At 62.7% G+C, this 24,245-nt stretch carries 19 protein-coding genes; 8 read left to right on the top strand and 11 right to left on the bottom strand.

What is annotated here, in order from left to right; all coding sequences use genetic code 11:
* Window positions 1–42 precede the first annotated feature (42 nt).
* The 5 genes from ACVWYS_RS06215 to ACVWYS_RS06195 all read left to right on the top strand — a co-directional run bounded on the left by ACVWYS_RS06215 (window position 43) and on the right by ACVWYS_RS06195 (window position 4,443).
* Window positions 43–630 (top strand): YdcF family protein, encoded by a 588-nt coding sequence (locus tag ACVWYS_RS06215; protein ID WP_456508708.1) that lies wholly within the window; start codon window positions 43–45, stop codon window positions 628–630.
* A gap of 133 nt (window positions 631–763) precedes the next feature.
* On the top strand, window positions 764–1,048 hold the full coding sequence (locus ACVWYS_RS06210) for a hypothetical protein (protein ID WP_456508707.1): 285 nt from the start codon (window positions 764–766) through the stop codon (window positions 1,046–1,048).
* Window positions 1,049–1,097: 49 nt separating this feature from the next.
* Window positions 1,098–2,243: a non-hydrolyzing UDP-N-acetylglucosamine 2-epimerase gene (wecB, locus tag ACVWYS_RS06205; protein ID WP_456509479.1), complete on the top strand. Its 1,146-nt coding sequence runs from the start codon at window positions 1,098–1,100 to the stop codon at window positions 2,241–2,243.
* A gap of 344 nt (window positions 2,244–2,587) precedes the next feature.
* Window positions 2,588–3,310: a glycosyl hydrolase gene (locus ACVWYS_RS06200; protein ID WP_456509478.1), complete on the top strand. Its 723-nt coding sequence runs from the start codon at window positions 2,588–2,590 to the stop codon at window positions 3,308–3,310.
* 284 nt (window positions 3,311–3,594) lie between these two features.
* Window positions 3,595–4,443: a glycosyl hydrolase gene (locus tag ACVWYS_RS06195; RefSeq protein ID WP_456508704.1), complete on the top strand. Its 849-nt coding sequence runs from the start codon at window positions 3,595–3,597 to the stop codon at window positions 4,441–4,443.
* Between the two features lie 157 nt (window positions 4,444–4,600).
* On the opposite strand, the gene ACVWYS_RS06190 is transcribed toward ACVWYS_RS06195, so the two are convergent.
* Window positions 4,601–5,977 (bottom strand): UDP-glucose dehydrogenase family protein, encoded by a 1,377-nt coding sequence (locus ACVWYS_RS06190; protein ID WP_456509477.1) that lies wholly within the window; start codon window positions 5,975–5,977, stop codon window positions 4,601–4,603.
* A gap of 209 nt (window positions 5,978–6,186) precedes the next feature.
* Here ACVWYS_RS06190 and ACVWYS_RS06185 point away from each other — a divergent pair, with 209 nt between their 5' ends.
* The 3 genes from ACVWYS_RS06185 to ACVWYS_RS06175 all read left to right on the top strand — a co-directional run bounded on the left by ACVWYS_RS06185 (window position 6,187) and on the right by ACVWYS_RS06175 (window position 10,347).
* A complete protein-coding gene (locus tag ACVWYS_RS06185; protein ID WP_456509476.1) occupies window positions 6,187–7,092 on the top strand; it encodes a hypothetical protein in 906 nt (301 codons plus the stop codon).
* A gap of 57 nt (window positions 7,093–7,149) precedes the next feature.
* On the top strand, window positions 7,150–8,445 hold the full coding sequence (locus tag ACVWYS_RS06180) for a glycosyltransferase family 4 protein (RefSeq protein ID WP_456509475.1): 1,296 nt from the start codon (window positions 7,150–7,152) through the stop codon (window positions 8,443–8,445).
* Between the two features lie 195 nt (window positions 8,446–8,640).
* A complete protein-coding gene (locus ACVWYS_RS06175; RefSeq protein WP_456509474.1) occupies window positions 8,641–10,347 on the top strand; it encodes a S8 family peptidase in 1,707 nt (568 codons plus the stop codon).
* Between the two features lie 110 nt (window positions 10,348–10,457).
* Here ACVWYS_RS06175 and ACVWYS_RS06170 read toward each other — a convergent pair whose 3' ends face one another.
* From ACVWYS_RS06170 to ACVWYS_RS06125, 10 genes are all read right to left on the bottom strand, one after another.
* Window positions 10,458–11,537: a glycosyltransferase family 4 protein gene (locus ACVWYS_RS06170; protein ID WP_456509473.1), complete on the bottom strand. Its 1,080-nt coding sequence runs from the start codon at window positions 11,535–11,537 to the stop codon at window positions 10,458–10,460.
* Between the two features lie 24 nt (window positions 11,538–11,561).
* The gene (locus ACVWYS_RS06165; protein WP_456508699.1) at window positions 11,562–12,221 is read right to left on the bottom strand and encodes a hypothetical protein; all 660 of its coding nucleotides are present in this window, start codon (window positions 12,219–12,221) and stop codon (window positions 11,562–11,564) included.
* A 5-nt stretch (window positions 12,222–12,226) separates the two neighbouring features.
* Window positions 12,227–14,368 carry a glycosyltransferase gene (locus ACVWYS_RS06160; protein ID WP_456509472.1) on the bottom strand — a complete coding sequence of 714 codons (2,142 nt, stop codon included), beginning with the start codon at window positions 14,366–14,368 and terminating at the stop codon, window positions 12,227–12,229.
* Window positions 14,369–14,376: 8 nt separating this feature from the next.
* Window positions 14,377–14,826: a hypothetical protein gene (locus tag ACVWYS_RS06155; RefSeq protein ID WP_456508697.1), complete on the bottom strand. Its 450-nt coding sequence runs from the start codon at window positions 14,824–14,826 to the stop codon at window positions 14,377–14,379.
* 213 nt (window positions 14,827–15,039) lie between these two features.
* A complete protein-coding gene (locus tag ACVWYS_RS06150) occupies window positions 15,040–15,951 on the bottom strand; it encodes an alpha/beta fold hydrolase (protein WP_456509471.1) in 912 nt (303 codons plus the stop codon).
* Window positions 15,948–18,242, bottom strand: coding sequence for a glycosyltransferase family 2 protein (locus ACVWYS_RS06145; protein WP_456509470.1), 2,295 nt, complete (start codon window positions 18,240–18,242; stop codon window positions 15,948–15,950). Before ACVWYS_RS06145 ends, ACVWYS_RS06150 begins: the two co-directional genes overlap by 4 nt.
* A gap of 12 nt (window positions 18,243–18,254) precedes the next feature.
* The gene (locus ACVWYS_RS06140) at window positions 18,255–20,171 is read right to left on the bottom strand and encodes a glycosyltransferase (protein ID WP_456509469.1); all 1,917 of its coding nucleotides are present in this window, start codon (window positions 20,169–20,171) and stop codon (window positions 18,255–18,257) included.
* 4 nt (window positions 20,172–20,175) lie between these two features.
* Window positions 20,176–20,991 carry a hypothetical protein gene (locus ACVWYS_RS06135; RefSeq protein WP_456509468.1) on the bottom strand — a complete coding sequence of 272 codons (816 nt, stop codon included), beginning with the start codon at window positions 20,989–20,991 and terminating at the stop codon, window positions 20,176–20,178.
* A 13-nt stretch (window positions 20,992–21,004) separates the two neighbouring features.
* Window positions 21,005–22,315: a UDP-N-acetyl-D-mannosamine dehydrogenase gene (wecC, locus tag ACVWYS_RS06130; protein ID WP_456509467.1), complete on the bottom strand. Its 1,311-nt coding sequence runs from the start codon at window positions 22,313–22,315 to the stop codon at window positions 21,005–21,007.
* Window positions 22,316–22,322: 7 nt separating this feature from the next.
* Window positions 22,323–24,245 carry a glycosyltransferase family protein gene (locus ACVWYS_RS06125; protein WP_456509466.1) on the bottom strand — a complete coding sequence of 641 codons (1,923 nt, stop codon included), beginning with the start codon at window positions 24,243–24,245 and terminating at the stop codon, window positions 22,323–22,325.

The raw sequence follows: 24,245 nt of genomic DNA, 5'->3' as shown, positions 1-24,245 counted from the left end.
CACCATTTCGCCACCTGAAAACCGCATGCCAAACTCTTAGCCGTGCCTCCTTCCGTCGCCGCGGTCAATACCGCCACCCGCAGGGTGCTTGCCTTCGCCGTCGGAGGCCTCCTGTTAGCGCTGATCATTGCCACCCAGATGTTCGTCAACGTGGATCCGCTCAGCGTTCACCGGACCGACGCCGTCATCATGCTCGGCGGGGCGGCATCTGAGCGACTCCCGGTGGCACGCCAGTTCCAAGCCGAATTCCACATCCCGGTCCTGGTGATCTCCCACACGGACACCGTGGGCAACCGGAGCGCGGATGAGACGTGCAATTCCACAGCCTTCCCCAACCCGGACCTCATCTGTTTCAGGCCCCCGGACCTGGACACCCGCGGCGAGGCTGAGTCGATCTCCCGGCTCATCGAAGCCAACGGCTGGAAGTCCGTCACCGTGGTGACATCCAGCTATCACGTCACCCGCGCGGGTCGCCTGATCGGGCAATGCACGACGGCGGACGTCCAGATGGTTGCCTCCCACCCGGACCTGGATGTCTTCCAGTGGATCCGGCGGTTTGTGGTCGAAACGGGAGGCCTGATCGATGCCACCTTTAGGCCGGAATGCGCCAATCACGGGGCGGAAATGTAACAATTGAACCTCATCCGGTTGAACTGGTCAGCCGGTTCGGGCATCTGACCGAGGCGAGGAGGACACGCTGGAACACTCTCCCGACGGTGCTGCCCCGCTGGTTGCCGCACCCCGGCACCTGCGCAAGCGGCGCATGCACACGGAGATCCCGGACGCCCTTCTGGTGCCCGGGGCGGACCCTCTTCCGCTCAACGCGCCGCCGCCAGCAGCCGCGCAGGCTCCTGTATTTCAGGACCCGGAGGAACCCGCGGATTCAAACCCGGCAGAGTCGGGCCTGGAAGCCGCCATCCAGGAGAAGGAATCCCAGCAAGTCGCCCGCGACATGCTCCACCGGCGCAAACGGCGGGTGGCTCTTCTAGCCGTTCTCGTCGTAGCCCTGGCCGTGCCGGCCATCGTGCTGGCCCTGCTGCTCGGCTAAGCCGGGCCACAGACCTTACCAACCATTCGCACACCCTTGGGGAATAACCATGCACAGCATCATGCCGATCTTCGGAACCAGGCCGGAAGCCATCAAGATGGCGCCGATCGTCAGCGCGCTGCAGGAGTCTCCGCTCTTCCGCTGCATCGTGACGGTCACGGGGCAGCACCGCGAGATGCTGGACCAGGTCAACGAACTGTTCGGCATTGTTCCGGACCATGACCTGAACATCCTGCAGCAGGGGCAGTCGCTCTCGGCCATCATGACGCGGACCATCGACGGACTGGAGAAGCTCTTCGCCGGCACCCGGCCGGACGCCGTCGTCGTCCAGGGCGACACCACCACCTCCACGGCCGCCGCCATCGCGGCGTTCTACCACGGCATCCCGGTGGTCCATGTCGAGGCCGGGCTGCGCAGCGGAGACCTGCTCTCGCCGTTCCCCGAGGAAGCCAACCGAAAGATCACCAGCCAGATCACCCGCCTGCACCTGGCGCCCACCTCCACCAGCAGGGAGAACCTGCTGAAGGAAGGCATCAGCGCCGAGGACATCGTGGTCACGGGAAACACCGTGATCGACGCCCTGCTCGCCACCGTCGACAAGCAGCTCCCCTTCACAGACTCCCGGCTGGAAGCACTGGCGGCCGGCGACCGTCGGGTCCTGCTCGTCACCACGCACCGGCGGGAAAACCAGGGCGAATCCATGCGCAGCGTGGGACGGGCCCTGGCCCGGATCGCCGACGCCGAGCCGGACCTGGTGATCGTGCTGCCGGCCCACAAGAACCCGGTGGTGCGGGAGGCCGTCCTGCCCGCGCTGGAGGGCAAAGCCAACGTCCTGGTGACGGAACCTCTGGCCTACGGCGAATTCACCCGGCTGCTCTCCCGAGCACACATCGTCCTCACGGACTCTGGCGGAGTGCAGGAGGAAGCACCCAGCCTCGGCAAGCCGGTCCTGGTGATGCGGGACAACACCGAGCGGCCAGAGGCCCTGGAAGCCGGCACCGTGAAGCTGATCGGCACGGACGAGGAACGGATTGTTGCCGAGGTGACCAGCCTCCTGCACGATTCCGCGCACTTCGCGGCCATGGCAAACGCCGTGAATCCCTACGGCGACGGCAAGGCTGCGGCCCGGACGGTGGCAGCTATTGAAGAGCTGCTCGGCGTCGGCTACCGGACGGCGGAGTTCAGCGGCGCGTAGGCGCCGGACAACCACCGGCAGGGCTGCCCGGGACCCGGGCCTCGATGTGAGCCGAGAAGGCCTTTCGTGAAACAATTAGTGTTCAGCAGGCAAGGATGCGGGTTGCCAGCATCACGTTGTCCGTCGGCGGATCTGGTACCCCGGATTCGACCCTGAACCGACGGCGACGCCAGGGGGTGCAAGTGGACCGCAGGGACTTTCTACGACTATCAGTGGCGGCCTCAGCCGCCGCCGCCCTGGCGGCGTGCACCCCCGATACTTCGCCCGGCCCCCGACCGCCGTCGACCTCGCCCACACCACTGCCTCGTCGACCCATACCCCCGTACGCGAGCAAGGGCCTCGGCATGCCGCGCTTCGGCGGATTCGGTTTCAAGGAGCTGGATTCCCTGAACCTGGACTGGTTCTACGACTGGGGACCTGACTACCCGCCCCTCCGGGCTGCTTCGAGCCAGGCCGCTGAATTTGTGCCAATGGTCTGGGGGCGCGGCTCCTTGGAACGGAAGGCCATAGAGCAGGTGCGGTCCGAAGTGTCCTGGACAGGCGCCGACAATCTCCTCGGCTTCAACGAACCCGACCACACCGGCCAGGCGGACATGTCCGTGGACACTGCCATCAGTCTCTGGCCCCAGCTGGAACAGGCCGGCCTCAGGCTGGGCTCTCCGGCCCCGGTTCAGGCGCTGGGCGACTGGCTCAAAAATTTCATGGACCAGGCATCCAAGAAGGACCTGCGGGTGGATTTTGTCGCGATGCACTGGTACGCGCCGCCCCACGGGGACTCGTTCCTCCGCACGGTGGAGAAACTGCACGAACGCTACGGGAAGCCCGTCTGGATCACCGAATACGCCGTCGCCGACTGGAAGGCCACTGCGAAGTCGCCCAGCCGGTTCACGGAGAAGGAAATCCTGGCGTTCATGAATGAGACCGTCACCGGACTCCGGAAGATGCCGTACGTGGAGCGTTTCGCCTGGAAAACGCGGGCCCACGGCGACCCCATCATGGGCGCCTCCGCCCTGTTCCGGAGCAACGGCTCCCTCACCCCCACCGGCGAGCTCTACCACTCCCTCTAGGACCGACCTTCAGCCAGTGCCGGTTGCCGCTGGTGGCCCGCAGAAAACTGCGTCTTTCCTGTGTAAAACCGGGACTTTCCTGAGTATTTGCCGTGCTATGTTGACTTCAGCCACAACTGAATCAGGGACCCCACAGGCCAGAGCAGTCACACCCCGACGCCGCCATCCGTGAGCGGAATCCGTCGGGACGCACGCCGCCGCTGGCCTTTGTTGTCCCCGCAGCAGTCACAGAACCCAGCAACCTTCCACGAAGGGAACTCATGGAACGCCGTAAGTTTCTCACTATGCCCCTGGCTGCAATGGCGGCGCCCGGCGCCCTGCTGGCCGCCAATGCCGGAATCGCACAGGCAGCTACGGCCCCGACCGCGATCCCGACCGTCCCCGCCGTCACGCTGCCCGCCGATACGCAGAAGGGGTTCGGTTGGGGCGGGAAAGACGCCTTGGCGCTCACGCAGATCAAGAGCCTGAAGCTGGACTGGCACTACACGTGGGGGGCGCACTACAACGTCACCACCAACCCGCCCTTTGTTCCCATGGTCAAGAGCGAACGCACGCTGCTGGAGCAGGATGCCCTGGGCTGGGTATCGCGCCAGCTGGCGGAAACGAAGACCAAGCACCTCCTGGGCTTCAACGAGCCCGACAACACGGCCCAGGCGAACATGAGCGTGGACAGGGCCATCGAGCTCTGGCCCAAGCTGATGGCAACCGGGCTGCGGCTCGGGTCCCCGGCGTGCACCAGCCCCCGCAGTGCGTGGCTGGCCGACTTCATGACCAAGGCCAAGAACAAGGGCCTCCGTGTGGACTTCTTGACAACGCACGTCTACGCCTGGCCCAGGGCCGATGACTTCCTGAACAAGATCACCATGATGCACGAGAAATATGGCAAGCCCATCTGGGTGACCGAGTACGCGGTGGCCGACTGGAACGCTACGGCTACACAGCCTTCCATCTATACCCGGGCGCAGACCGAGGACTTCATGCGGGCCACCGTCGCCGGCCTGCGCGCCATGCCGTTCGTCGAGCGCTTCGCCTGGAAGACCCGCCCGGCAGGCGACATCAGGATGGGTTGCTCCGCCCTCTTCCACACCAACGGCTCCCTCACCACCACAGGCAAGCTCTACGCGTCCCTGTGAGGCGCTGAGCGCCTCCTGCTGTGGCCGGACACCCAGGTGTCCGGCCACATTCCGTTAAGCTGTCCGTTAACCAAGGGAAGGATCCCGCCAGAGCGTTTGCTCCGGCGGGATCCTTCCTTGTTGAACGTGTTGTATCAGCTGTCAGGCCGAGGTGCCGCTAGTTGGCGGCGGCGAGCTCCAGCAGTTCGCTCTTGTGGCCAAGCGAGACGATGTCCCAGCCTGCCGCGGTCCACTTCTCGTGGTCCAGGACGTTGCGTCCGTCAAACATGCGCTTGTGGGACACAGCGGCGGCCAGCTCAGCGGGATCGACGTTCACGAATTCGTTCCATTCCGTCAGCAGCATGACCAGGTCGGCGTCCGCCACGGCCGTCGCCAGGGAGTCAACGTAGTTCAGGCGCGGGTAGCGCTTGGCGGCGTTGGCATTGGCGGCGGGGTCGTAGACGCTGACGTCCGCTCCGCTGTTGAAGAGCCTGGCGGCGACGTCCAGTGCCGGTGAGTCACGGACGTCGTCGCTGTTGGGCTTGAACGCGACGCCGAGGACGGCGACGCGCTTGCCTTCCAGCGCGCCCAGCAACGTCTCGGCGACGTGGACGGCGCGGTCACGACGGCGGAGGTTCACTTCGTCGACTTCATTCAGGAAGCGCATGGTGCTGTCCAGGCCGAGCTCGGATACCCGTGCCTGGAGCGCCCGGATGTCCTTGGGCAGGCAGCCGCCGCCGAAGCCGATGCCGGCGTTGAGGAAGCGGCGGCCGATCCTGGCGTCGAGGCCGATTGCGTCGGCCAGGGTGCGGATGTTGCCGCCGACGGTCTCGGTGACCTCGGAGAAGGCGTTGATGAAGGAGATCTTGGTCGCCAGGAAGGCGTTCGCCGCAACCTTGACCAGTTCAGCCGTCTCAAAGTCGGTGGAGATGAACGGGGTTTCTCGGCTGATGGCGTCGGCGTAGACCTCGCGCAGAGTCGCTTCGGCGGAGGCGGAATCCACCCCGATGACCAGGCGGTCGGGACGCAGGGTGTCCTCCACGGCGAAGCCCTCGCGCAGGAACTCGGGGTTCCAGGCGAAGTTGACGGTGACGCCGTCGCGCGCTTCTTCGGCGACGAGACCCTTGAGACGGCGTGCGGAGCCCACCGGAACGGTGGACTTCCCGACGATCAGGGAGTCTTTCGTCGCGGCGCGGGCAATGGCTGCCACGGACGCGTCAACGTAGGTCATGTCGGCAGCGTGCTCACCGGCACGCTGCGGGGTGCCGACGGCGATGAAGTGGACATCACCGAAGGCGCCGGCTTCTTCGAACGAAGTGGTGAAGCGCAGGCGGCCGGACGCAGTGTGCTTGCGCAGGAGCTCCGGCAGGCCGGGCTCGTGGATGGGCAATTCGCCTCGGCTGAGGCTGTCGATCTTTTCCTTGTCGACGTCGACCCCGAGTACCTCGAAGCCGAGCTCCGCCATGCATGCCGCATGGGTCGCGCCGAGGTATCCCGTACCGATCACGGTTAGTCGTAGTGTCACTAGTCCCCCAGTAGCTGCAGTAAATTTCATTGCGTTGGGCGCAGATGGCGCATCCAAACGGGACCACTATATATCGTTTGGTCACGGTGTCCCTCCCCTTGCCCCTGGAAGTGACATAGCTCTAGCGGCTGGCACCCCATCGCACGCCACTTGAAATTACTGGACTCCCAAGTCATCGAGACCAGCGAGGACAGCCGCGGTGAGGAAATGGCTGATCGGAACATGGCTACCATGTATCCATGCTGCAAACGATTCCCGTGATACCTGCCGACAGGATCGACGCTGGTGCGACGAATGTACCCGTCACAGAGGTCTCTGCCCACCTCCCCTTTGCGCCAGCTTCTGGTCACGGAGCCAGCAGGTACTCTGCCGTCTTGTCGGACGGCCTGCCCCTGGAGGCACTTCTCGTCAACAAGAACTCAGATCTGCTGGTTGTAAGCCTCCACGGCGCTACCGACCGCAACAAATACCAACTACCCCGCTTCGAGTGGCTGCGGAGCCTGTTGACCACGGAATTCAGCAGCTTGTACTTCTCGGACCCCACGCTTCATCATCGCGACGATTTGGAGCTGGCCTGGTACACGGGCTCCGCAAACCTCGACTTGTACCCGCTCCTGGCGGAGTGGGCCTGTTCGGCTGCCGATGCAGTCGGCGCGAAAGGAATTCTCTTCCTGGGGTCTTCGGGTGGCGGGCTGGCGGCTCTGCAAATGGCAACTTACATCCCTGGGAGTATGGCGTTGCCGTTCAGCTGCCAGACGAGCATCGCGAACTACCTCATTAACGGGACCCTTATGGGAGCACAGCGCAGGTACGTCGAAACCGTCATGCCGCACCTCGCCCCGGATGGGCCATGGTCACTGACACCAGAAGAAGACTGGTCTATCCCGCTGGGCCCCAGGTCTTCAGCTCTAGTCCGGTACAGCCAGCATCAGCCCAATCTTGTGTACTACGTTCAGAACAGCAATGACTTCGCACACGTCGAACAGCACTACCGGCCGTTCCGCGATGTCATCGAAGCAGGCCCCAACGCTGACAATGTGCGCTTCCACGTCTACGAGGGTCCGAAAGCCCACAACCCTCCCGTTCCCACGGTATTTCACGAGCAATTGGACAATGCCGCGGAATGGCTTCGGAGCACGCTTTAGTTAGTGCGGCGCAACTATTTTGCGTGTCGATCTGCCCCAATGACAGGAGTAAGCCACGTGGCTGAAGATAGATATTTGGTCATAGCTAATGCTTACCCTAATGATTCCAATATCTACAACTATGGGTTTTTACATCGCAGAGTAAAGAAATATCTCGACGCCGGCCTGGCTATTGACGTTTTTCGCATCGATGCCAATGAACCCGAGCTAAGAACCTACGTTTTCGACGGAGTCACTGTCACTACGGGGAATCGAGACATTTACACGCAATATATCTTGGCCTCTGATCACGCAAGCTTTCTGGTCCATTTCCCATTGGACTACATCATTGCCCCGCTAAGCACCCACAAACCGTCAACTCCGATCATCGCGTGGCTTCATGGCTACGAGACCCTAAGTTGGCACCGGCGATGGTACGACGCCGTCGACGTTGCAGGATTCATGGATAGAGTGAAGAGCCTCAGAGCGCACGGCGAGAACAAAAAAGTCCCGTTCCTGCGACAGCTCTATCAGGCCGAACATCGTGATATCAGGTTTGTCACCGTCTCCAATTGGTTCCTGAAACACAGCGTAGAGCCGGATGCGGGAGTTCGCGTTTCGAACGTAAGCGTCATACCAAATGTGGTTGACACCGAGCTTTTCCCTTACATTCCTAAAGATCCGGCCCTGCGGCATAAAGTGCTCATCATCAAACCGTTCACGGGGTACAAATATGCCAACGATCTGGTTGTGAAGACAATCCTCACCCTTCGCCAATCGCCTTCCTTTGACAAGATGCAGTTCAGCATCTACGGCGACGGCCCGTTTTTCGATGAGACACTCGAGCCGCTTCGGGGATTGGAAAATGTGCACCTCACCAAAGCATTTCTACGCCAGGAGGATATCGCCCGTCTTCATGCCGACCATGGCATTTTTCTCAGCCCTACGCGCTGGGATTCCCAGGGAGTCTCCATTGGCGAGGCCATGAGTTCCGGACTTGTTCCGGTGTCCACAGCGATTTCAGCTATCCCCGAATTCGTAACCCACGGGACGAGCGGCCTCCTTGCCGCCCCTGAAGACCCTGAAGACCTGGCTTCCTGCGTGGAAATGCTGGTGGATTCACCTGAAACTTTTGCCCGCCTCTCCGAACAGGCGACAATCCATGCCCGGGAGGTTTGCGGGCCAGAAGCGACCACCGACCGGGAAATCCAACTCATCAAGAATCCGGAGCTCGGACGGAATACGGACACAGGAGAAGTGGCCTGGGAAGCTGCTTATTCCGACCTTGAAGACGAGCTTTTCTCTGTATTGAACCATTTCTCGGAAAGACTGGATGCACCGGTCATTGCTGATTCCGCTCCGCCTTCGAAGTAGTCAAATCCCCCCGGCAGCATCTGCACACTGCCGACATATTGGGGGTGTCCCGTGGGGCAACGCGAGTAGGACCAAGTAGGCCGGCGGTGCGCGGACCACCCGTGTGCTTTTTTCTCTTAAGGGATTGACTGCGCTCTAGCAGCCAGAAGTCGTTGAGGCGGCGGCTGCTATCAAACGTTATCCGCGTCTCCCCATATGGTTCGTTTAATCGCGTCCTCCACCGGGACAGGAGCACATCATGAACGTCGCACCCGGCACGGATTCGGGAAAGGGACTTCTGCAGGGGCCGCAAACCCACGAAGGAGTTCGATGAGCACTTCAGCCAGGCGTGCATCCGCAAGAAGTGAAGCAAAATCCCAACGACCAACCGTCCAGCGCCTGAGCATCGTGGCGACGTGCCTGAGTGCCCTGCTTGTCGCAGGGGGCGCACTACCCGGCCAGGCGTCTCCTCCACCGGATGCCACGCTTAAGCCTGGGCACGGCAAAGTCATCGCAGATCACTTCATCGTCGTCCTCAAAAATGGATCTGATGCTGCGGCGGTTGCGCGCCGCAATAATGTGAAGACGAAGTATGTCTATACCGCTGCGTTGTCCGGGTTCGCGGCAACCTTGTCCAAAGCGGATTTGGCCAGAGTCCGCAAAGACTCCGCCGTCGACTACGTGGAACCAGACGGCGAAGTCACGGCGTCCAAAGAAGCACCACCGCCGGATCCCATGGCCAACAAGGCACCGGGCCAGTTCGGATCCATTTCTCCCGACGTGACCACCGACGCCACACAAACGGGAGCCACGTGGGGCATCGACCGCGTGGACCAACGTACCGGCATCAATGGCACCTACAACTACACCGACACCGGCTCAGGAGTCAGCGCCTACGTCATCGACACCGGCATCAATACCGCCCACACCCAGTTCGGGACCAGAGCCAGCGTCGGTTTCGACTCCGTAGGAGACGGCCGCAACGGACAGGACTGCAACGGCCACGGGACGCACGTCTCCGGAACCATCGGAGGATCCACGTACGGCGTGGCGAAGTCGGTGTCGCTGGTGGCAGTCCGGGTGCTGGACTGTACAGGTTCCGGGACATTCTCCGCGGTGATCGCCGGGATTGACTGGGTCACCTACAACCACAACGGACCCTCCGTCGCCAACATGAGTCTCAGCGGCGGTTTCAACCAGGCAGCCAATGACGCCGTCACGCGATCTATCGCAAGCGGAGTCACGTATGCCTTAGCGGCCGGCAATAGCAACGACAACGCCTGCAACTATTCTCCGTCCTCCACTCCATCAGCATTGACTGTCGGCGCAACCAGCCTGACTGGCGGCACAGACGTCAGGGCATCCTTCTCCAACTGGGGGACGTGCCTGGACGTATTTGATCCGGGAGTCAACATCACCTCGGCGTGGATCGGAAGCACGACTGCGACCAATACCATTTCGGGAACGTCGATGGCCGCCCCCCACGTGGCCGGATTGGTGGCACTCTATCTCAAGAGCAACCCATACGCTTCGCCCGCAACCGTCATGGCGGTTATCAAAAGCACCGCGGTCACCGGAATCGTGAGCAACCCCAACGGATCACCGAACCGCTTTGCCCGCAAGTGGAACGGCAACCTCACCGCGAACGGGGTCAGCGGCTATCAACCTGACGGTTCCTCGTGGTATCAGGCCGGCGCCGGCTATATCCAAGGCTGGCTCGCCGCGACTGCGGGACGGGACACTGATCTCTACCTCGAACGCTGGAACGGCACCACATGGGTCACGGTCGCCGCGTCAGCGACCCTGACGCCACGCGAACGCATAGCCTATCTGGGGACAGGGGCCTCGTACTATCGGTTCCGCATCTACCAATTCACCGGTGGGGCCGGAAGCTACGATCTTTGGAGCAACCATCCCTCCTGACGAAGGGCGCGCAGGGCGCAAGAAGAGAGGCTTAGGTGGTTTGACCTTGTCAACCCACCTAAGCCTCTTCTAATCCCCAAATGCATGATGGGGTAAAACCCGCACTTCTGTCAGGAAGCAAATGCCGTCAGCGCATTGACCATCATCGCTGCAGCGTTTTGTTGACTCCGATCCGCAAGTATCCTGGAACGGCCCTCGACCTGCGCATTCGCGTACGCTTCGGGAATCAATATCCGTTCCAAGTCAGTTTCCAGATCGACAATCTTGCAACCGACTATCGGGTAGTCGGCAAAGTTGGACCAGACGCCTACATCGAGGTTGGGTCCAACTTGGAGCCCGGCGATGCCCCTTGCCCCGGCGGCCAAACACGGAGTGCCCACTGCCAGGCTCTGCATTGCGCCTCTTCCGGCTGAGACGCTAAAGACTGCCTTATTCATCAGGCGCGGAACATCGTCAGCAGGTACCCAGCCGCGCATGACGACAGAGACGTTCGGGTAGTCGACTAAATAGTTTGCCAGCTCGCGATCAACTCTGTTCCGCTCAGGGCCGTCTCCCAGAATCTCAATGTCCCAATGGATATGTCGAGCCTGGTGGAAGAGTCCGCTAATCAGAAGCTTCAGAGCTCGAACTTGGCTGCGTTTGTCCTTATCGATTCTCGACGCCATAACGATGGAACCGTGTCCGTTCACGATCTTCTCGTCGAGACCCAGGAGAGGATACTCGAATCGATCCATGTCCACGCCGTTGGGAGCGACATGGACGCGCTCCGGTTCGATTCTGCACAGGTCCACCAGAAGATCACCGATCTGCTCCGTGGTCACCAGAAAACCGTCAACCAGGTGCTGCCATGTGTAGACAAAGTCATGGTGAAAGCCATGGAACATGGCGACGACTTTGGTCTTCATGACCTCGTTCACGAACAGGGCAAATTTCCGCGACTCGAAAGGCTGCGCGAATACCATGTCATAGCGGGGCCCGTTTCGGACTTCTTCGGCAACCGCGGTCCAGTCTGCCCAGTCAACACGAATCACTTGGGCTCCGACTTCCTCGCCCTTCTCAGCAACGAGCCCGTCCCGCACGACCAGCGTTACTTCGTGGCCGCGCTCAAGAAGCGTTGCCGCAGCCCCAACGACGTATTCGTGGAGCCCACCCCATTCGGCAACGGTATAGGCCGGTAACAGAATTCTCACGAAGTCTCCTCTACGGTCGAGATGTCAGTGGCCCGGTTCGGAGCGGTCAAACTCCAGACCCAAGCCGACCGATCCGAGGAGATCAACGAGAGACGCCAGCTGTTGATCAGTAAATTCAGCGTCCGCCGGGCACACAAGTGTGGAAACTTGGAGGTCAGCAGCGAACAGGACGGCAACGGCAAGGAATGGATAGAGTTGCTCATTCCCGGCCCGCTGTCCCGCGTGAAGCCAGGCGTTGCTGGACAGCGTGAGACGGTCGAACGTAAACAGCCTGCCGGTCGCAATGTCGGAACGGACGACGTTCAGGCCGATTCTCCGGGTTGCATCCAGCGAGTTGATCCGCTCCGACCCAATGACCGCGTCCGTTTCAAGCGCCAGCTCGAGTCCTCCGCGCCACGTAAGCGTTCCAGCACCAGAGGACACGTTGGTCGGAACTATCTGTCCGTTGCCGGAGAAACGGCTGATGGCAGCTGCTACGTCTGACGACATTGCGAAGGGTGCGTGGAACCGTCCGCCCATGTGCGAGCCGAAAACCAAAGTCGTGGCAACCGCCACCCTATCGGCCCAGTTTGATGCCGGTGAGGCATCCATCCAGAATTCCGAGACAACCGGAAAGGCGTCCAAGTATTCGAGGTCGTGAGCCACGAGCCCGGCACGTCCGGATTTGTCGTTGATCCAAGACACCTTCATTATCGATTCACCAATTCCTGAATGCGCAATTCCGCTACTTCCGAATCCAATCCGTCGCTACCGCGCCGATAGAGCGCCAGATCGGACTCGTTCCGGCCTTCCACCGCACGCGCAAAGGCCTCAAGGGCCTTCGGCTCGTCTTCGAAGACATACACGGTGAAGGCGAATCGGTAATCTTGACTGATGGAGAGGGTGATTTGCCGCTTGAGGTCTGCCGCTTGCTCCAAGCCAGTCGGAGCGTCGGCGGCATCTGTATTCGTCCAAACGATGGCTGCAGGGATTCGGCCCGGCTTGGCCATGAGTCCGGTCAGCCCTTGGAGCCGACTGCGAAGGGCCCGGTCCAGGATTTCCGCCGGCGCCTCCCTCGGGAGCTCCATTGAAGGGTTAAGTTCGCCCTCCAATCGCCCGCTAACGCCCAACTTCTGCATGGCAGCGAGGTCCTCCAGCGTCACGTTCAGGAAGTCGGCGTATTCGCCGACGATCTTTCCGGTTTCATCTTCCTCGCAGAGGATGAAGCTCGTGCTCTTGAGCTTCTGCAGGCGGCTGGCCTTGTTGGCTACATTGCCCTGAACGTGGAGCGAACGTACTGCCAGGTGGTCTGGCAGGTACTTTCCGAAGCTCTCCTCGAGCTTGCCCTTCTCCGCAATCTTGGGCCAAAGGATTGCTTTGCTTTCTTCCTTCAGTGCGGCGATGTCGTCATCGGAACCAGCGAACTGCAGCATGAATCGGGAAAGCTCAGCCGCGTACTTCTGCCGTGTGCCGTCTGAGTTACTCACCTGTGTGGGGTGCATACGACGCAGGAAGAGCACCCTTCCCGTGTGTACCCAGGACACCCCTGACCTCATCATGCGCAGCGCCAAATTGTGGTCCACAGCGCTGGAGATCGTCTCGTTGTATCGGAACTGCCGGATAAGGCGGGTCTCCACGAGCCACGTTGCGTGGCCCGGGGTTTGTCCGGTGACCAATGACACGGGCATGCAGAACTGTTCCCTGATGACATGGAGGACCATCTCGCCGGTGATGTCGTCGAAGTTGACCCAGGAACCGTAGCTGGCTTGAACGCCGGCCTTAATTCCGGAAAGGCTCACTTCGAGTCGCCAAGGCAACATGATGTCGTCGTCGTCGTGGACGGCGGTGAAGGTGCCTCGTGAAATGTCCGCCACCGTGTTCCTGGCAGCGGCGATCCCGCGGTTCTCCTGGTAGACATATTTGACGCGCTCATCGTCGAATGATTCGACTACAAGCCGGGTAGCGTCAGTGGATCCATCATCAACGACGATGAGTTCGAAATCTTCTACTGTCTGCGCCAGCACTGAGTTAATGCTGTCCCGCAGGTAGTCGGCCCGGTTGTACGTCGCAATTGCAACAGTAACCAGGGGCGGGGCGTCTGCTGGGCGGTTCTTCCAACTGGTCACGTTGCGGATGTAGGTCTCGTCTTGCTCAAGCCGGTTGAGCCGCTCGGCAATGTCACCGGCTGAATCGGCACGGGCGGCCGCAGCGTCAGAGTCATCCACGGCCGGAGCCACAAAGCAACGAATTCCCTCGGCAGAGCGCTGATCGAAGATCACTCCCATGCGTTTCATGCGCAGCTTGAGGTCGCAGAAGGCACGAGCGGTTTTCTTTTGTTTCTCGTCGAATCCACGAAGCCGCAGCAGTGAGTCTCGATCAACGAGCACCGGGCTTCCCGGAGCCCAGACGGAACGACTCACGGGGACACGTGCCGCTTCAGACCATTCCAACGTGTCCGTCAACGCGGCCGTGGCGAGACGAGGCGGAAGATCCCTCCCGGGGATGATGACCATACTGGCCGCTGCAGACCGGACAGACTCGATGGCGTCCTTCAGACCAGCCGGACTAAACATCATGCAGTCATCGAGCGCAAGAATAACGTCGCCCGTCGAAATTGCGACGCCCGCGTTTAACTGAAGGCCTGCACTGTCCTCGGGATCGCATCCGATGACCTGCATCCCGGTCGCCGGCCTGGACCGCAAATCCAACTCGATGTCGTCAGCACGCTCGCCGTCGACCAGCAGGATAATTTCGTGGTCTATCCCGCTCAATGCAGCGCCGATTGTTTTCGCCGACAGCCATATCCGATCGGGGCCCGAGGTCACGGCATTCACAATGACGGATACGGTCACACGCGTGCTCAATTGAAACTCCCTAGTGGACTCGTGCGAACTACGCTGTGAACCGGACCGGAGGCGGCAGTCACGCTCGGCAGATCGACTTGGGAATACCAAAGTCTGCCAATGACTGTTGGTATTTGCTCGGGGGCCATTTCCGCGTGCCAAACCCGAACGCCGATCCGCATGGAATCAAAAGGTGTCTCACTGGCAAGGAGGCGGGGGATTTTTGTCACGGTCCCTGCCTTCATGGCCGGGACATAGGCGAAAGTCCGCTGTAACGCCTTGGAGTAGTTCCAGTTCATGTCCCGAGGATCCAGAACTTCGGAGCCAGCCGAGACATTCTCCAACGTGAGCATGAATTGCTTATCCGCATCCACATCGGCTAGGGCCTGAATCCCAATCGATAGAGAATTTCTCGGCACAAGAAGTTTTATTTCAAAGCTGTGGAGGCATTTATTATCGCCAGTCAATCTGTAATCCCTCGTCATAGTAGATTTCGCCGTATCTAGCGCTCCGCCAAATGCAAATCCGCATGCTAATCGGGATGTTCCCCATACTTATCACTGTCAAAGACCCTAGCACGCCCGCCGTGACCGATTTTCGACACCGTTAGGTATGAAGTCCCCCGCTTGGCTGCGCCGCGTCCAAGCCCTTGATCTCCGATCAGATGACAGGAGAAAGTTTCATTCACCGTCCATCTTTGCTTCACCCAGCCGGGACCCGAAGAACTCCTGGTGTGCCTCCTGGATATTCCGCAGGAAACGGTGCCGCGCGGGCGGCTCGTGGCCTTTGGACATCGGCTCAAGCACGAAACGGAGCCGTCCCGATGGGTCCATCCCGCCCGTTTCAGGATCAGTGGACCGTACTTGGGCGAACGGCGCGTAGTGTTCTTCGATGTGATCCAGGTCGTTGGAGTTTTGGACATAGCGCACGAAGTTGGGGATTTCCGGCTCGGCATAGAGCCGGCGAAGGTTGACCCGCTCCGCAAAGTCCGCTTCTACGGCGTCAATCGTGTCGTAGCCAGGGAACGCTGCATTCACGAGCACTTTGGCAACCCAAGGAATGTAGTCACCCACGCGAGTCTGGGGCGAGAAACTAACAGCAAGCGACCCGGGTATGCGGCGCGAAATAGCCATAGCCGCATACCCGCCACCGCTGGACCCGGCCAGAACAATGTGCTCGTAGCCGCCGTCGGCCGCCACCTGCTGGACAACAGCAGCGATGTCATCGGCAAGGTCCTGCTCCTTTGTGCCGATATACCACCCGAGGGGAATCTTCTCCCCCAGTTCAAGGGTCGTGTCAGCAATCAGAAGGACCCCGGCGTCCAGGTTGCCGAGCGTCCGGCGCCATTCAAAGCGGGGGAGCTGGAACTTGGACCGCACCAGCGAGCCGTGGAAGCTCACAATCAGCGTCTTGGACGGTCTGGGAGCGTACAGGGTAACAATATCCAAGGGTCCGCCGGAAGGGGACGGCACAACGTACTCGTAAAGCTGCGACGCCTTGTGGTCGATCTCGCTGGCCGAGTCGATGCGGCGGATCTCTACAGCATTCCGCTCGTCCCAGGCCGTGCCGGTGGTTGTTTCTTGCAAATTCACAGAGTCTCTCCTGTTTCAAAGGCGCCCACGTTGGAGCCTGTCAGTGCAAGCGGAGCTTCCTCCGCCGGGGTATCGGGAATGGTTAGAATTTCCGGCTGGGCTACGTGGTCACCGACGGACTTTTGTCCGTGCCCGGACTCGGCGATGACCCGGAAGGTGCGTTCGTTGAGCGGAAGCCACCGTACGGGACCGCCGAACACGGACAACAGGTTGCGTTCCACTGTCCCGACCTCGTACTTGTGTTCATCCGTTTCCCAGTTGTAGGGCGGCTCATCCGTCCACACGGACACGGCGTCCGCTGTGTGACCGCTGCGCAGCTCGCGGCTGTACTGGAATGCGGTCGGATCATACACGTTGACTTGCGCAGAGCGCACGCGGTCCGTCGCTTCGACCCGGATAAGACGCCCGTCGTGGAAGGCCTCCATGAGCTCGTCTGAATACGATGAGTCGATGGAACTCGTGTGAAGCAGGCTCGGATAGTGCATCAGGCCAATCCTCTGTCCCTTCGCGGCCGCAACTGCCAGATGCTCCAGCATCAGCTCGGCCACCAAGGAGTCGGCGCCGAAATCGCCGACAAGCAGAATATCAAGTTCCACGTCCTGCTGATTCGCGCCGGACGGCAGGAACCGTGCAGGTGCCGGGAACGCACGTTCGGCAAGCGGGAAGTCCAAGTAGCCCGTGTGCTCGCCGGCGCGAATCTTCTTGTGCCAGTGCTCGTAGGAGTCGCGGTAGGACACCCGGTCCGGCGACCTGTACCCGAGACGGAAATCCTCCATGGAAAGGTTCGAGGATCCCACGAGGGACAGCGTCAAGGGAGCCTCGCAGACCTCGAGAGGCTCTTTGTCATTGACGAGGTCCATGTAGCGGAGGATGAACTCCGTGTCCGCGGCCTTCCGGACGGAATCCCAGTGACCCAGGTGCTCCCGGATGGTGGCGGTGTGGAACATGGTGGAGACGTGGGCCGGGGTGATGAAGGCTCCGCGCCATCCGCGGTAGTGGAAGAAGAGGTCTTCGTCCGCGCGCGTCCAGGGAGCGGAAACAAGCCTTCCGTCGCTTTGCTGCCGGGCACCCCGGACCAGTCGCTCGATCTTCTGCGGGTGCTGCCAGTCGTCGCCGTCGAAGATCGTGATGAATTCGCCCTGAGCCATGGTGTAGCCGATGTTGCGCGACGTGTACGCACCGGCGTTGGGCTCGTTGAGCACCACTTTAATGCGTGCGTCCACGGTCAGCCACTTGTTGAGCCGTTCCGCGGCGTCCCCGCCGGAGCCATCGTCAACGATGATGATTTCGATGTTCCGGTAGCTCTGATCCAGAGCCGACTGGATCGCGAGATCCGTGTACTCGTCCGGCTTGTAGACGGGCATGACGATGCTGACGAGGGGGCCGTCCGTCACCGGGGTCGGCACCTCTGCCTTCAGCCGGAGAAATGCCGGGGCGGACCCTTCGGCGAGCGAAAGCCGGGAAAGCCCTGCCCGCACGTAGATGTCGTTGATCTCGGCGAGCCAGCGCTCGGCGTCGGCTGAACTGTCCTTGAACGGGTTGGCAGCGTTGGCACGGTAGAGGTGGAGGTCGTTGCCGTTCAGTTCGTCGGCCTTGTAGAGACCTTGAAGCCTGATGACTTCCCCGCCCTGACCGGTCCGGGCCAAGGCGTCGAGGAAGAACTCCCCGCGGCGCTTTTTGCCGAACGGCTTTGCGCCGAGCCGCTGGTAGGCGTATTTGTACAGCGTGGCCGCGTTGAGGATGTCGTCCTGGAGAATGTTCTGCCGGAAACACAGATCGGCCAGATGCAGGAGTGCGGAACGCGGCGCCTTGTCCAGGACGGGCTCCACGCTGCGCCGGCTCTTGCCCCCGATCCGGTACATTTCCAGGGCAGCCGACATGTCCCGCCAGCCCCACCGGCCCATGGTTGTCGCGCTCACGAGCACGTCGCGGCCATCAACGGAATGCAGCTTGGTCAAACGCTGGGCAAGACGCGCCTCCGGGATACGGGAGCGGGCGCCCCATTCGACGAGGGCCCCTGGGCGCGGGGCCGGCGGAGTCGCGGCCAGCTTGGCCCGTGCGGCGATGGCGCGTTTGGTTGCCTGCCGGGACGCCTTGAGAAGCCTGTCCACGTACAGCGCGCCGACGGCCAGTGCGGCTGCGAAGACCACCACCACCAGCCCCAGGAGCCACGGGTTGCGTGCGTAGGCAGCCGCAACGACCAGGGCGAAGAGGACAGCGAAGCAAGCCGCGGCCGCTTTCTTCTTCGGGGACAGGCGCGCAATTCTGCGGAGAGCTTGTTGAAGTTTCATTCGCTGAGCATCCTAAACGTGCGGTTTGGTGGTGTAAGCGGAAGGGGAAGGAACGGGCACCCGGGCGAAGTGGCTGCGCATGGCATCGAGCCGTGCTCCTGCCGAAGGCCCCGGAACGGCGCCGATCTGCGGCGGCGGGACGAAACCGTCCCATTGTTCGGCCACGCTCTGCAGGAAGATGCTGTCGTCCGGATTCCAGGTGTGGCCACCGTGTGAATCCGCGCCGGAGTGGCGTTGCATCATGTAGTTCTGGCCGTGGCAGCGGTAGATCAGTCCCCCGGCGGCCTGGACGGCCTGCAGGAGGCAGCGATCGACGGCCCGGTGGACGGGCCGCCATCCGCCCAGTTGCCGCAGCTCGTCGCGGCCGAGCATCATGGTGCCGCCGGCAACGTGGTCCGAGTACTGCTCGCCGAGCGGCGGCCGGCGGGTGGTGATGTCCAGGCTTTCCAGGTAGACGAATTCAACTTGTGCCCCCACCAGGGTGGCGCCGCTGAAGTCCTTTGCATGGACGAGGTCCCGCAGGTGGTGCGGGCCGTACCAGTCGTCGTCGTCCAACTTGCAGACCAGATCGCCGCTGGCGGCACTGACTCCGGCGTTCAGCACCTCGCCAAAAATCATCTCGGCCGGAACGGAGCGCAGCTGCAGCTCGCCGGGATAGGCCTCGACGGCGCGCCGGACCTCGGGCAGATCGGCGTCGAAGCCGTGCAGCACCACCACCACTTCCAGGGCTTCCCAGCTCTGGCGCGCCAGCTGACCCAGTGCGGAGGCCAGCTTCTCGGGCCGGCGGGTGGCCAGGACCACGCTCACGGAAGGCACGGGAAGCAGGGGCCTGCCGAGCTGGCCCAACAGGGTGTTCCAGACGGCCTTCGGGCTGTAGAGGTCCAGCGCCGTGCGGCGAAGGTCGATCGACTTCGATTCCCTCAGCACCGGAGGGTCGCCTGCGTCGAATGCCTGGACGCAGTTCACCAGCTGATCGCCGAGCAGGGAACGCACCGGGGCAGCCAAATCTCGTGCCAGCAGCGGCACGCCGGCGACGGCGAGCTGACTCAGGCGCCGTGCCAACTCCCAGTCCAAGCCGTCAAAGCGGGTGCCGTCCACCTCGAGGTACTTGTGGGGGCGCAGGGCCGCCAGGCCGGCTTCGCTCAGCTCTCCCCCGTGGCCGAGCTCGCCCGGTTCGAGTGCGCGCGCCAGCTTCTCGGCGTAGGGCAGGAAGCCCATGGGCGAGACGATGGCGGTATCGACCGGGGGGAGTACGGTCCCCGGCGGTGTCCAGACCGGCGGGGTGACGCGAACGGGGTTGGCCACAGTCTGCCCGCTCAGCTGCTCCGTGAGTTCGGCGGGCCCGATCAGCACGTCGACCGAATAGATGTCATCCGGCTCGGGCTGCAGGAGCTGCTCCGTCATGAAGCTGCCCAAGGCGTCCCCGGCGAGCCAGGCGCTGGCCGCGGGCTCGGTGATGCCGACCCGCAGTCCGCCCAGCACCGGCCGCGGCGCAGCAGGAGCACAGCAGCCCAATGCGGCCAGGGCGGCAGCATGCACGTTCACCCATTTGCCGCCTTCAACCACGACGGCGAAGCCAAGCCCGGGCACGGTGAGTGCGGTTGCGCCGGCCTTGACCTGGAGGCTGCGCGGGGTCCAGACCGGGAGCTCCGCGGCCGGGAAGAGTCCGCGGATCACCAGCACAAACCGTTGCGCCCGTCCCTCGCTGCGGAACAAGGGAAGCAGTGCCCGGGCCTCGGCCAGCGACTCCGCCTGCACAACGTAGGTGGCCCACCAAAGTTGGTCCGCAGGGACGGCGTGCCGCCAGCCGGCCACGGTCCGGGGATCACGGTGCTCCCAGTCCGTGCGGGCGTAGTCGAGTCCAAGGTCCAGTGCCAGCTCAGCCATGGAGTGGTCCGTGGAGCTGACCAGGACGCTCTTGATCTGCATGATCCTAGCTCCCGGCCCGGCCGGTGCGGGCCTTCAGCCGGCCCAGGATGTACGCCGGGCCCTTGCGGGCAATTGCGCGGGCACGGGAGAGGCCCCGGTTCCGGGCAAGGCCCTGCTCCAGGCGGCGGCGTTCGATCTCGGACTTCTTAAGCCGCGCCTCGAGATGCCGGATCTGCTGCTCATAGTCGTGGCGCGTGGCGCTGTCAGCCAGGTCCCGGACCACGATATTCAGGTCAAGGGTGGCGGCAACGCCTTTGCGCAGGTGGAGTTTGGGCTTGGGCCGGCGGAAGTCGTGCAGGCCCAGGGCACTGCCGGAGACCCATCGCTCGCCGCCGGCGCTGCGCGCAGATTGCTCGGGGTCGCCGGAGCCGGACAGCTCCCGCAGGGTGGCCGTCGGCCAGAGTTCGATCGCACCGGGCTGCCCGTCCACCAGTGCCCTGAGGACCAGGGCCTGCGTCTGCCGCAGGGTGTCGATCATGGCCTCCAGCGAGTGCAGGGCCACGGCCGTCCCGGCGCTGAGCACCAGGGTGTAGGAGGACTCGGCAATGTGCTGTCCGTCGGCCGGGACAAAGGCGAAGCGGCGGTCGCTGGCCAGCCATTCCTCGAGCTTGGGCCGGGCGCCGTCTTCCACGAGTATGTCCACGGCGAAGTCCTGCCACGCCGAGCCGAACAGCGATGCGACGGTCCCGGCAATCTCCAGATCCGTAGCTTTCGCGCCCCGGATCAGGATCCGGACAAGAGGAGTCTCCCGCCGCGGCGTGTGCAGGGCCTTGAGTGCAAAGCCAGCCTCGCGCAGCTCTTCTTCAATGGACGCTGTCACTGCGTGGCTTCCCCTATCCACCTACGCTTGCCCCCACGGGGGTGTGCGGCCGGCTGGAATCCGCAGGCTCCTGCTGGTTCCAGATGCCCTTGGTGTCGATGACCTGCTTGCCCTCCAGAGCCAGGGAGTCAAGAGTCAGGAATTCGTCGTGGTCCACCAGGAGCATCACGAGATCTGCCTTGGCTACGGCTTCCTCCATGCCGTGGAGGCGCGCGAGCCCGGATGCCGCCAGCGCCGCGGGTAGTTCCTCGACGTTCGGGTCTACCACCAGGATGGTGCTGTCCGGCAGCTGCCGGACCAGTTCCTGGACGATCGTCACCGACGGCGACTCGCGGACGTCGTCGATGTTGGCCTTGAAGGCCAGGCCGAGGACAGCGACTGTGGCGCCCGGCTGATCGGAGAGTGCCTGAACTGCCTGCCGGACCACGTGGTGGGGCTTGGAGTCGTTGACTTCTCGCGCCGTCCGGATCAGTCCGGAGTGCTCCGGGACGGCGTCCACGATGAACCAGGGGTCGACGGCGATGCAGTGGCCGCCGACGCCGGGGCCGGGGCGCAGGACGTTCACGCGGGGGTGGTGGTTCGCGAGTTCGATCAGCCTCCAGACATCGATGCCGAGGCTGTCGCAAATCAGCGAGAGCTCGTTGGCGAAGGCGATGTTGACGTCGCGGAATGTGTTTTCCACCAGCTTGGTCATCTCTGCGGTGGTGGCATCCGTCAGCAGGATTTCGCCCTGGCAGATGACCTCATACAGCCGCTTGGCCAGCTGGGCGCCTTCCTCGGTGAGGCCGCCGATCACGCGGTCGTTGGTGACGATTTCGATCATGATCCGGCCCGGCAGAACGCGCTCCGGGGAGTGCACAACGTGGACCTGCTTCTTCCCGGGAGCCGCGTCGAGCGACAGGTCCGGCCTCAGTTCCATGAGGTGGGCGCCCAGGCGTTCGGTGGTGCCAGGAGGCGACGTCGATTCCAGGACCACCAATTCACCACCGCGGAGCTTCGGCGCGAGGGCCTCGACCGCGCTGCGGAGGTAGGAGAGATCGGCCCCGTTGCCCTCGGCCAGCGGGGTGGGCACGGCAATGATGTAGGCGTCGGCCGCAGGCACGGTGGTCATCGCCACGAGGTTGCCCAAGCTGACCGCGCCCGAGACCACCACGCCCATGTCGGGTTCCACGAAGGGAACTTCTCCACGGTTGACGGCGTCAATGGTGGACTGCTTCACGTCGACGCCGGCCACGAGCTTGCCTTTGGCGGCGAAGCTGGCCGCGGTAGGCAGGCCGATGTAGCCGAGCCCGATGACGGCAACATCAAAAATCGTCTCGTCCATGTCTTCCCTAAACTAAAATGTGGTCTTCGGGCGAACCGAAGAACTGAACTTTTGAAGTAGCCAGGAGCTCTTCATTGGTGATGGGCCAGGTGTGCGAGGCCACGTCGGCGCCGCGCATCTGGCAGTAATTGAAGCGGTCTGCCGAGTAGATCCGTGCGCCGGCCTCGATGACGTCGCTCAGGAAACGCGAGTCCTCTCCGCGTGGCACAGGCTGGAACGGAAAACGCCTGAAGGTTTCCGTGGCGGCGAAGATGGTCGGTCCGGAGACTGCTTCGACGTAGCGGTGTTCCAGTTGCGGGTTGCGCAGGATAGTAGCTCCCGCCCCGGCCAGGTGCATGTAGTGTGCCCGCTTGCCCACCACCTCGGCTTCGGAGTACATCATGGCGTGGACCTGGTCGCCCAGGTACAGCGGGCTGTAAACGTCGTCGTCGTCCCATTTGGTGGCGAACCGGCCGTCGGCCTTCGCCACGAGGGAGTTGAGGCACTCACCGAGCATGGTCTGCTGCGGTTCCTGAAGAACCACGACGTCGAGAATCCCCGCTTCCAGGCATTTGCGCCGGAATGCGGATTCGTCGATCTCAAACCCGTGGGCGAGATACACCAGCTGGACGTCCACACCCTGCTGGGCGGCCACCCCTGCGATGACATGCTCCAGCTGCTGCGGCCGGAAGCTCGACACGAGGACGGACACCTGGGCACGGGGGCCCGGGACGGCCAGCTCAGGCCGGGCCGCGGCTGCGATGCTCTGTGCCCGGTGGCTGAAGGTATGCTCGGCCCAAATCCTGCGCTGGGCCTTGTGGACCAGGCGCTGGGCATAGTCCGGGTTGGCGGTCAGTGCCTTCAGCAGGTGTGCGGCATCTTCGCGCGTGCCTGCCGTGGGGATTTCATTGCCCGGGAAGAATTCCGTGATGGCAGCGCTGGGGGTCGAGACCACGCAGGATCCGGCCGCGGTGATCTCAAAAATCCGCCGCGCGCACATGGACGGCGAGTCCGTAACGGAGTTGACGTTGAGGAAGACTTTGTACGCCTTGTAGGCGGTCAGCATCTGTTTGTAGGACAGGGAGCCCACAACATGCTTCTTCAGGATCCCGGGGAATTGATACTGCGGCTGCCGGCCGAGCTGCCGGGAAAAGATCTCAAAGCCGGGGCGCTTGCCCGCCGTCGCGTCAACGGCCGCTCCCAGCAAGTACTCCATCTGCCGACGGCGGTCCTCGTACTTATGCGCAAAGTACATTCCGGCGAAGGCGATCTCCCGTGCGTGCCAGCCGTGCCGGGGCCGGGCCGGGTTGTGGATCCGCGGCTGCGCGGCAAACGGCAGCACGGAAATCCGGTTGTGGCCCAGGTCCTCGCGGTAGCGGGGAAGCATGTTGGAGTCAGTGGTGAAGACGTGGTCGAAGAGTTTCGCGGCAGGCAGGAAGTCCTCGTAGTGGGGCGGGTCTTCCTTGTTCCAGAAGACCGCCGGAAGTCCGGCCGCCCGGCAACCCGCAACGAGGTCGCGGAAGACCGGCGAAGGCCCTGCAGGGCTTGTGATTTTTCCCCGCCAGAGACCGGCGTTGCCGGCCCAGGCGGACTCGACGACGACGAAGTCCAGGGCCTCGTCACGCAACTGCTCTTCCCAGCTGTCCGGCCTGAGCGCCACGACCGTCCACTCGGCGGAGAATGCGGCAGCGGAGAAATCATCCATGATGATGCCCACGCGCAGCCGGGGATTCCTTGGCTCAGCAACGCCAACCTCGGCTTCACGGAAGATCAGGTGCCGGCCGCGTCCCAAGCCGCGCCAGGCCCCTTCCGCTCCGCGGACACCGGAAAGGCTGGCCTCATCGCGTTCGGCGGTGCTGCGGTGCAGGTAGCTCTTGACCTGTCCCATGCCGCCCTGGCGGGCGTGCCACAGCGCGCGGCGCCAATACGCCGTCTTGTCTCGAAAACTCAT

It is taken from the genome of Arthrobacter sp. TE12231, assembly GCF_054062895.1.
This window is presented reverse-complemented; position numbering and strand designations above follow the sequence as displayed.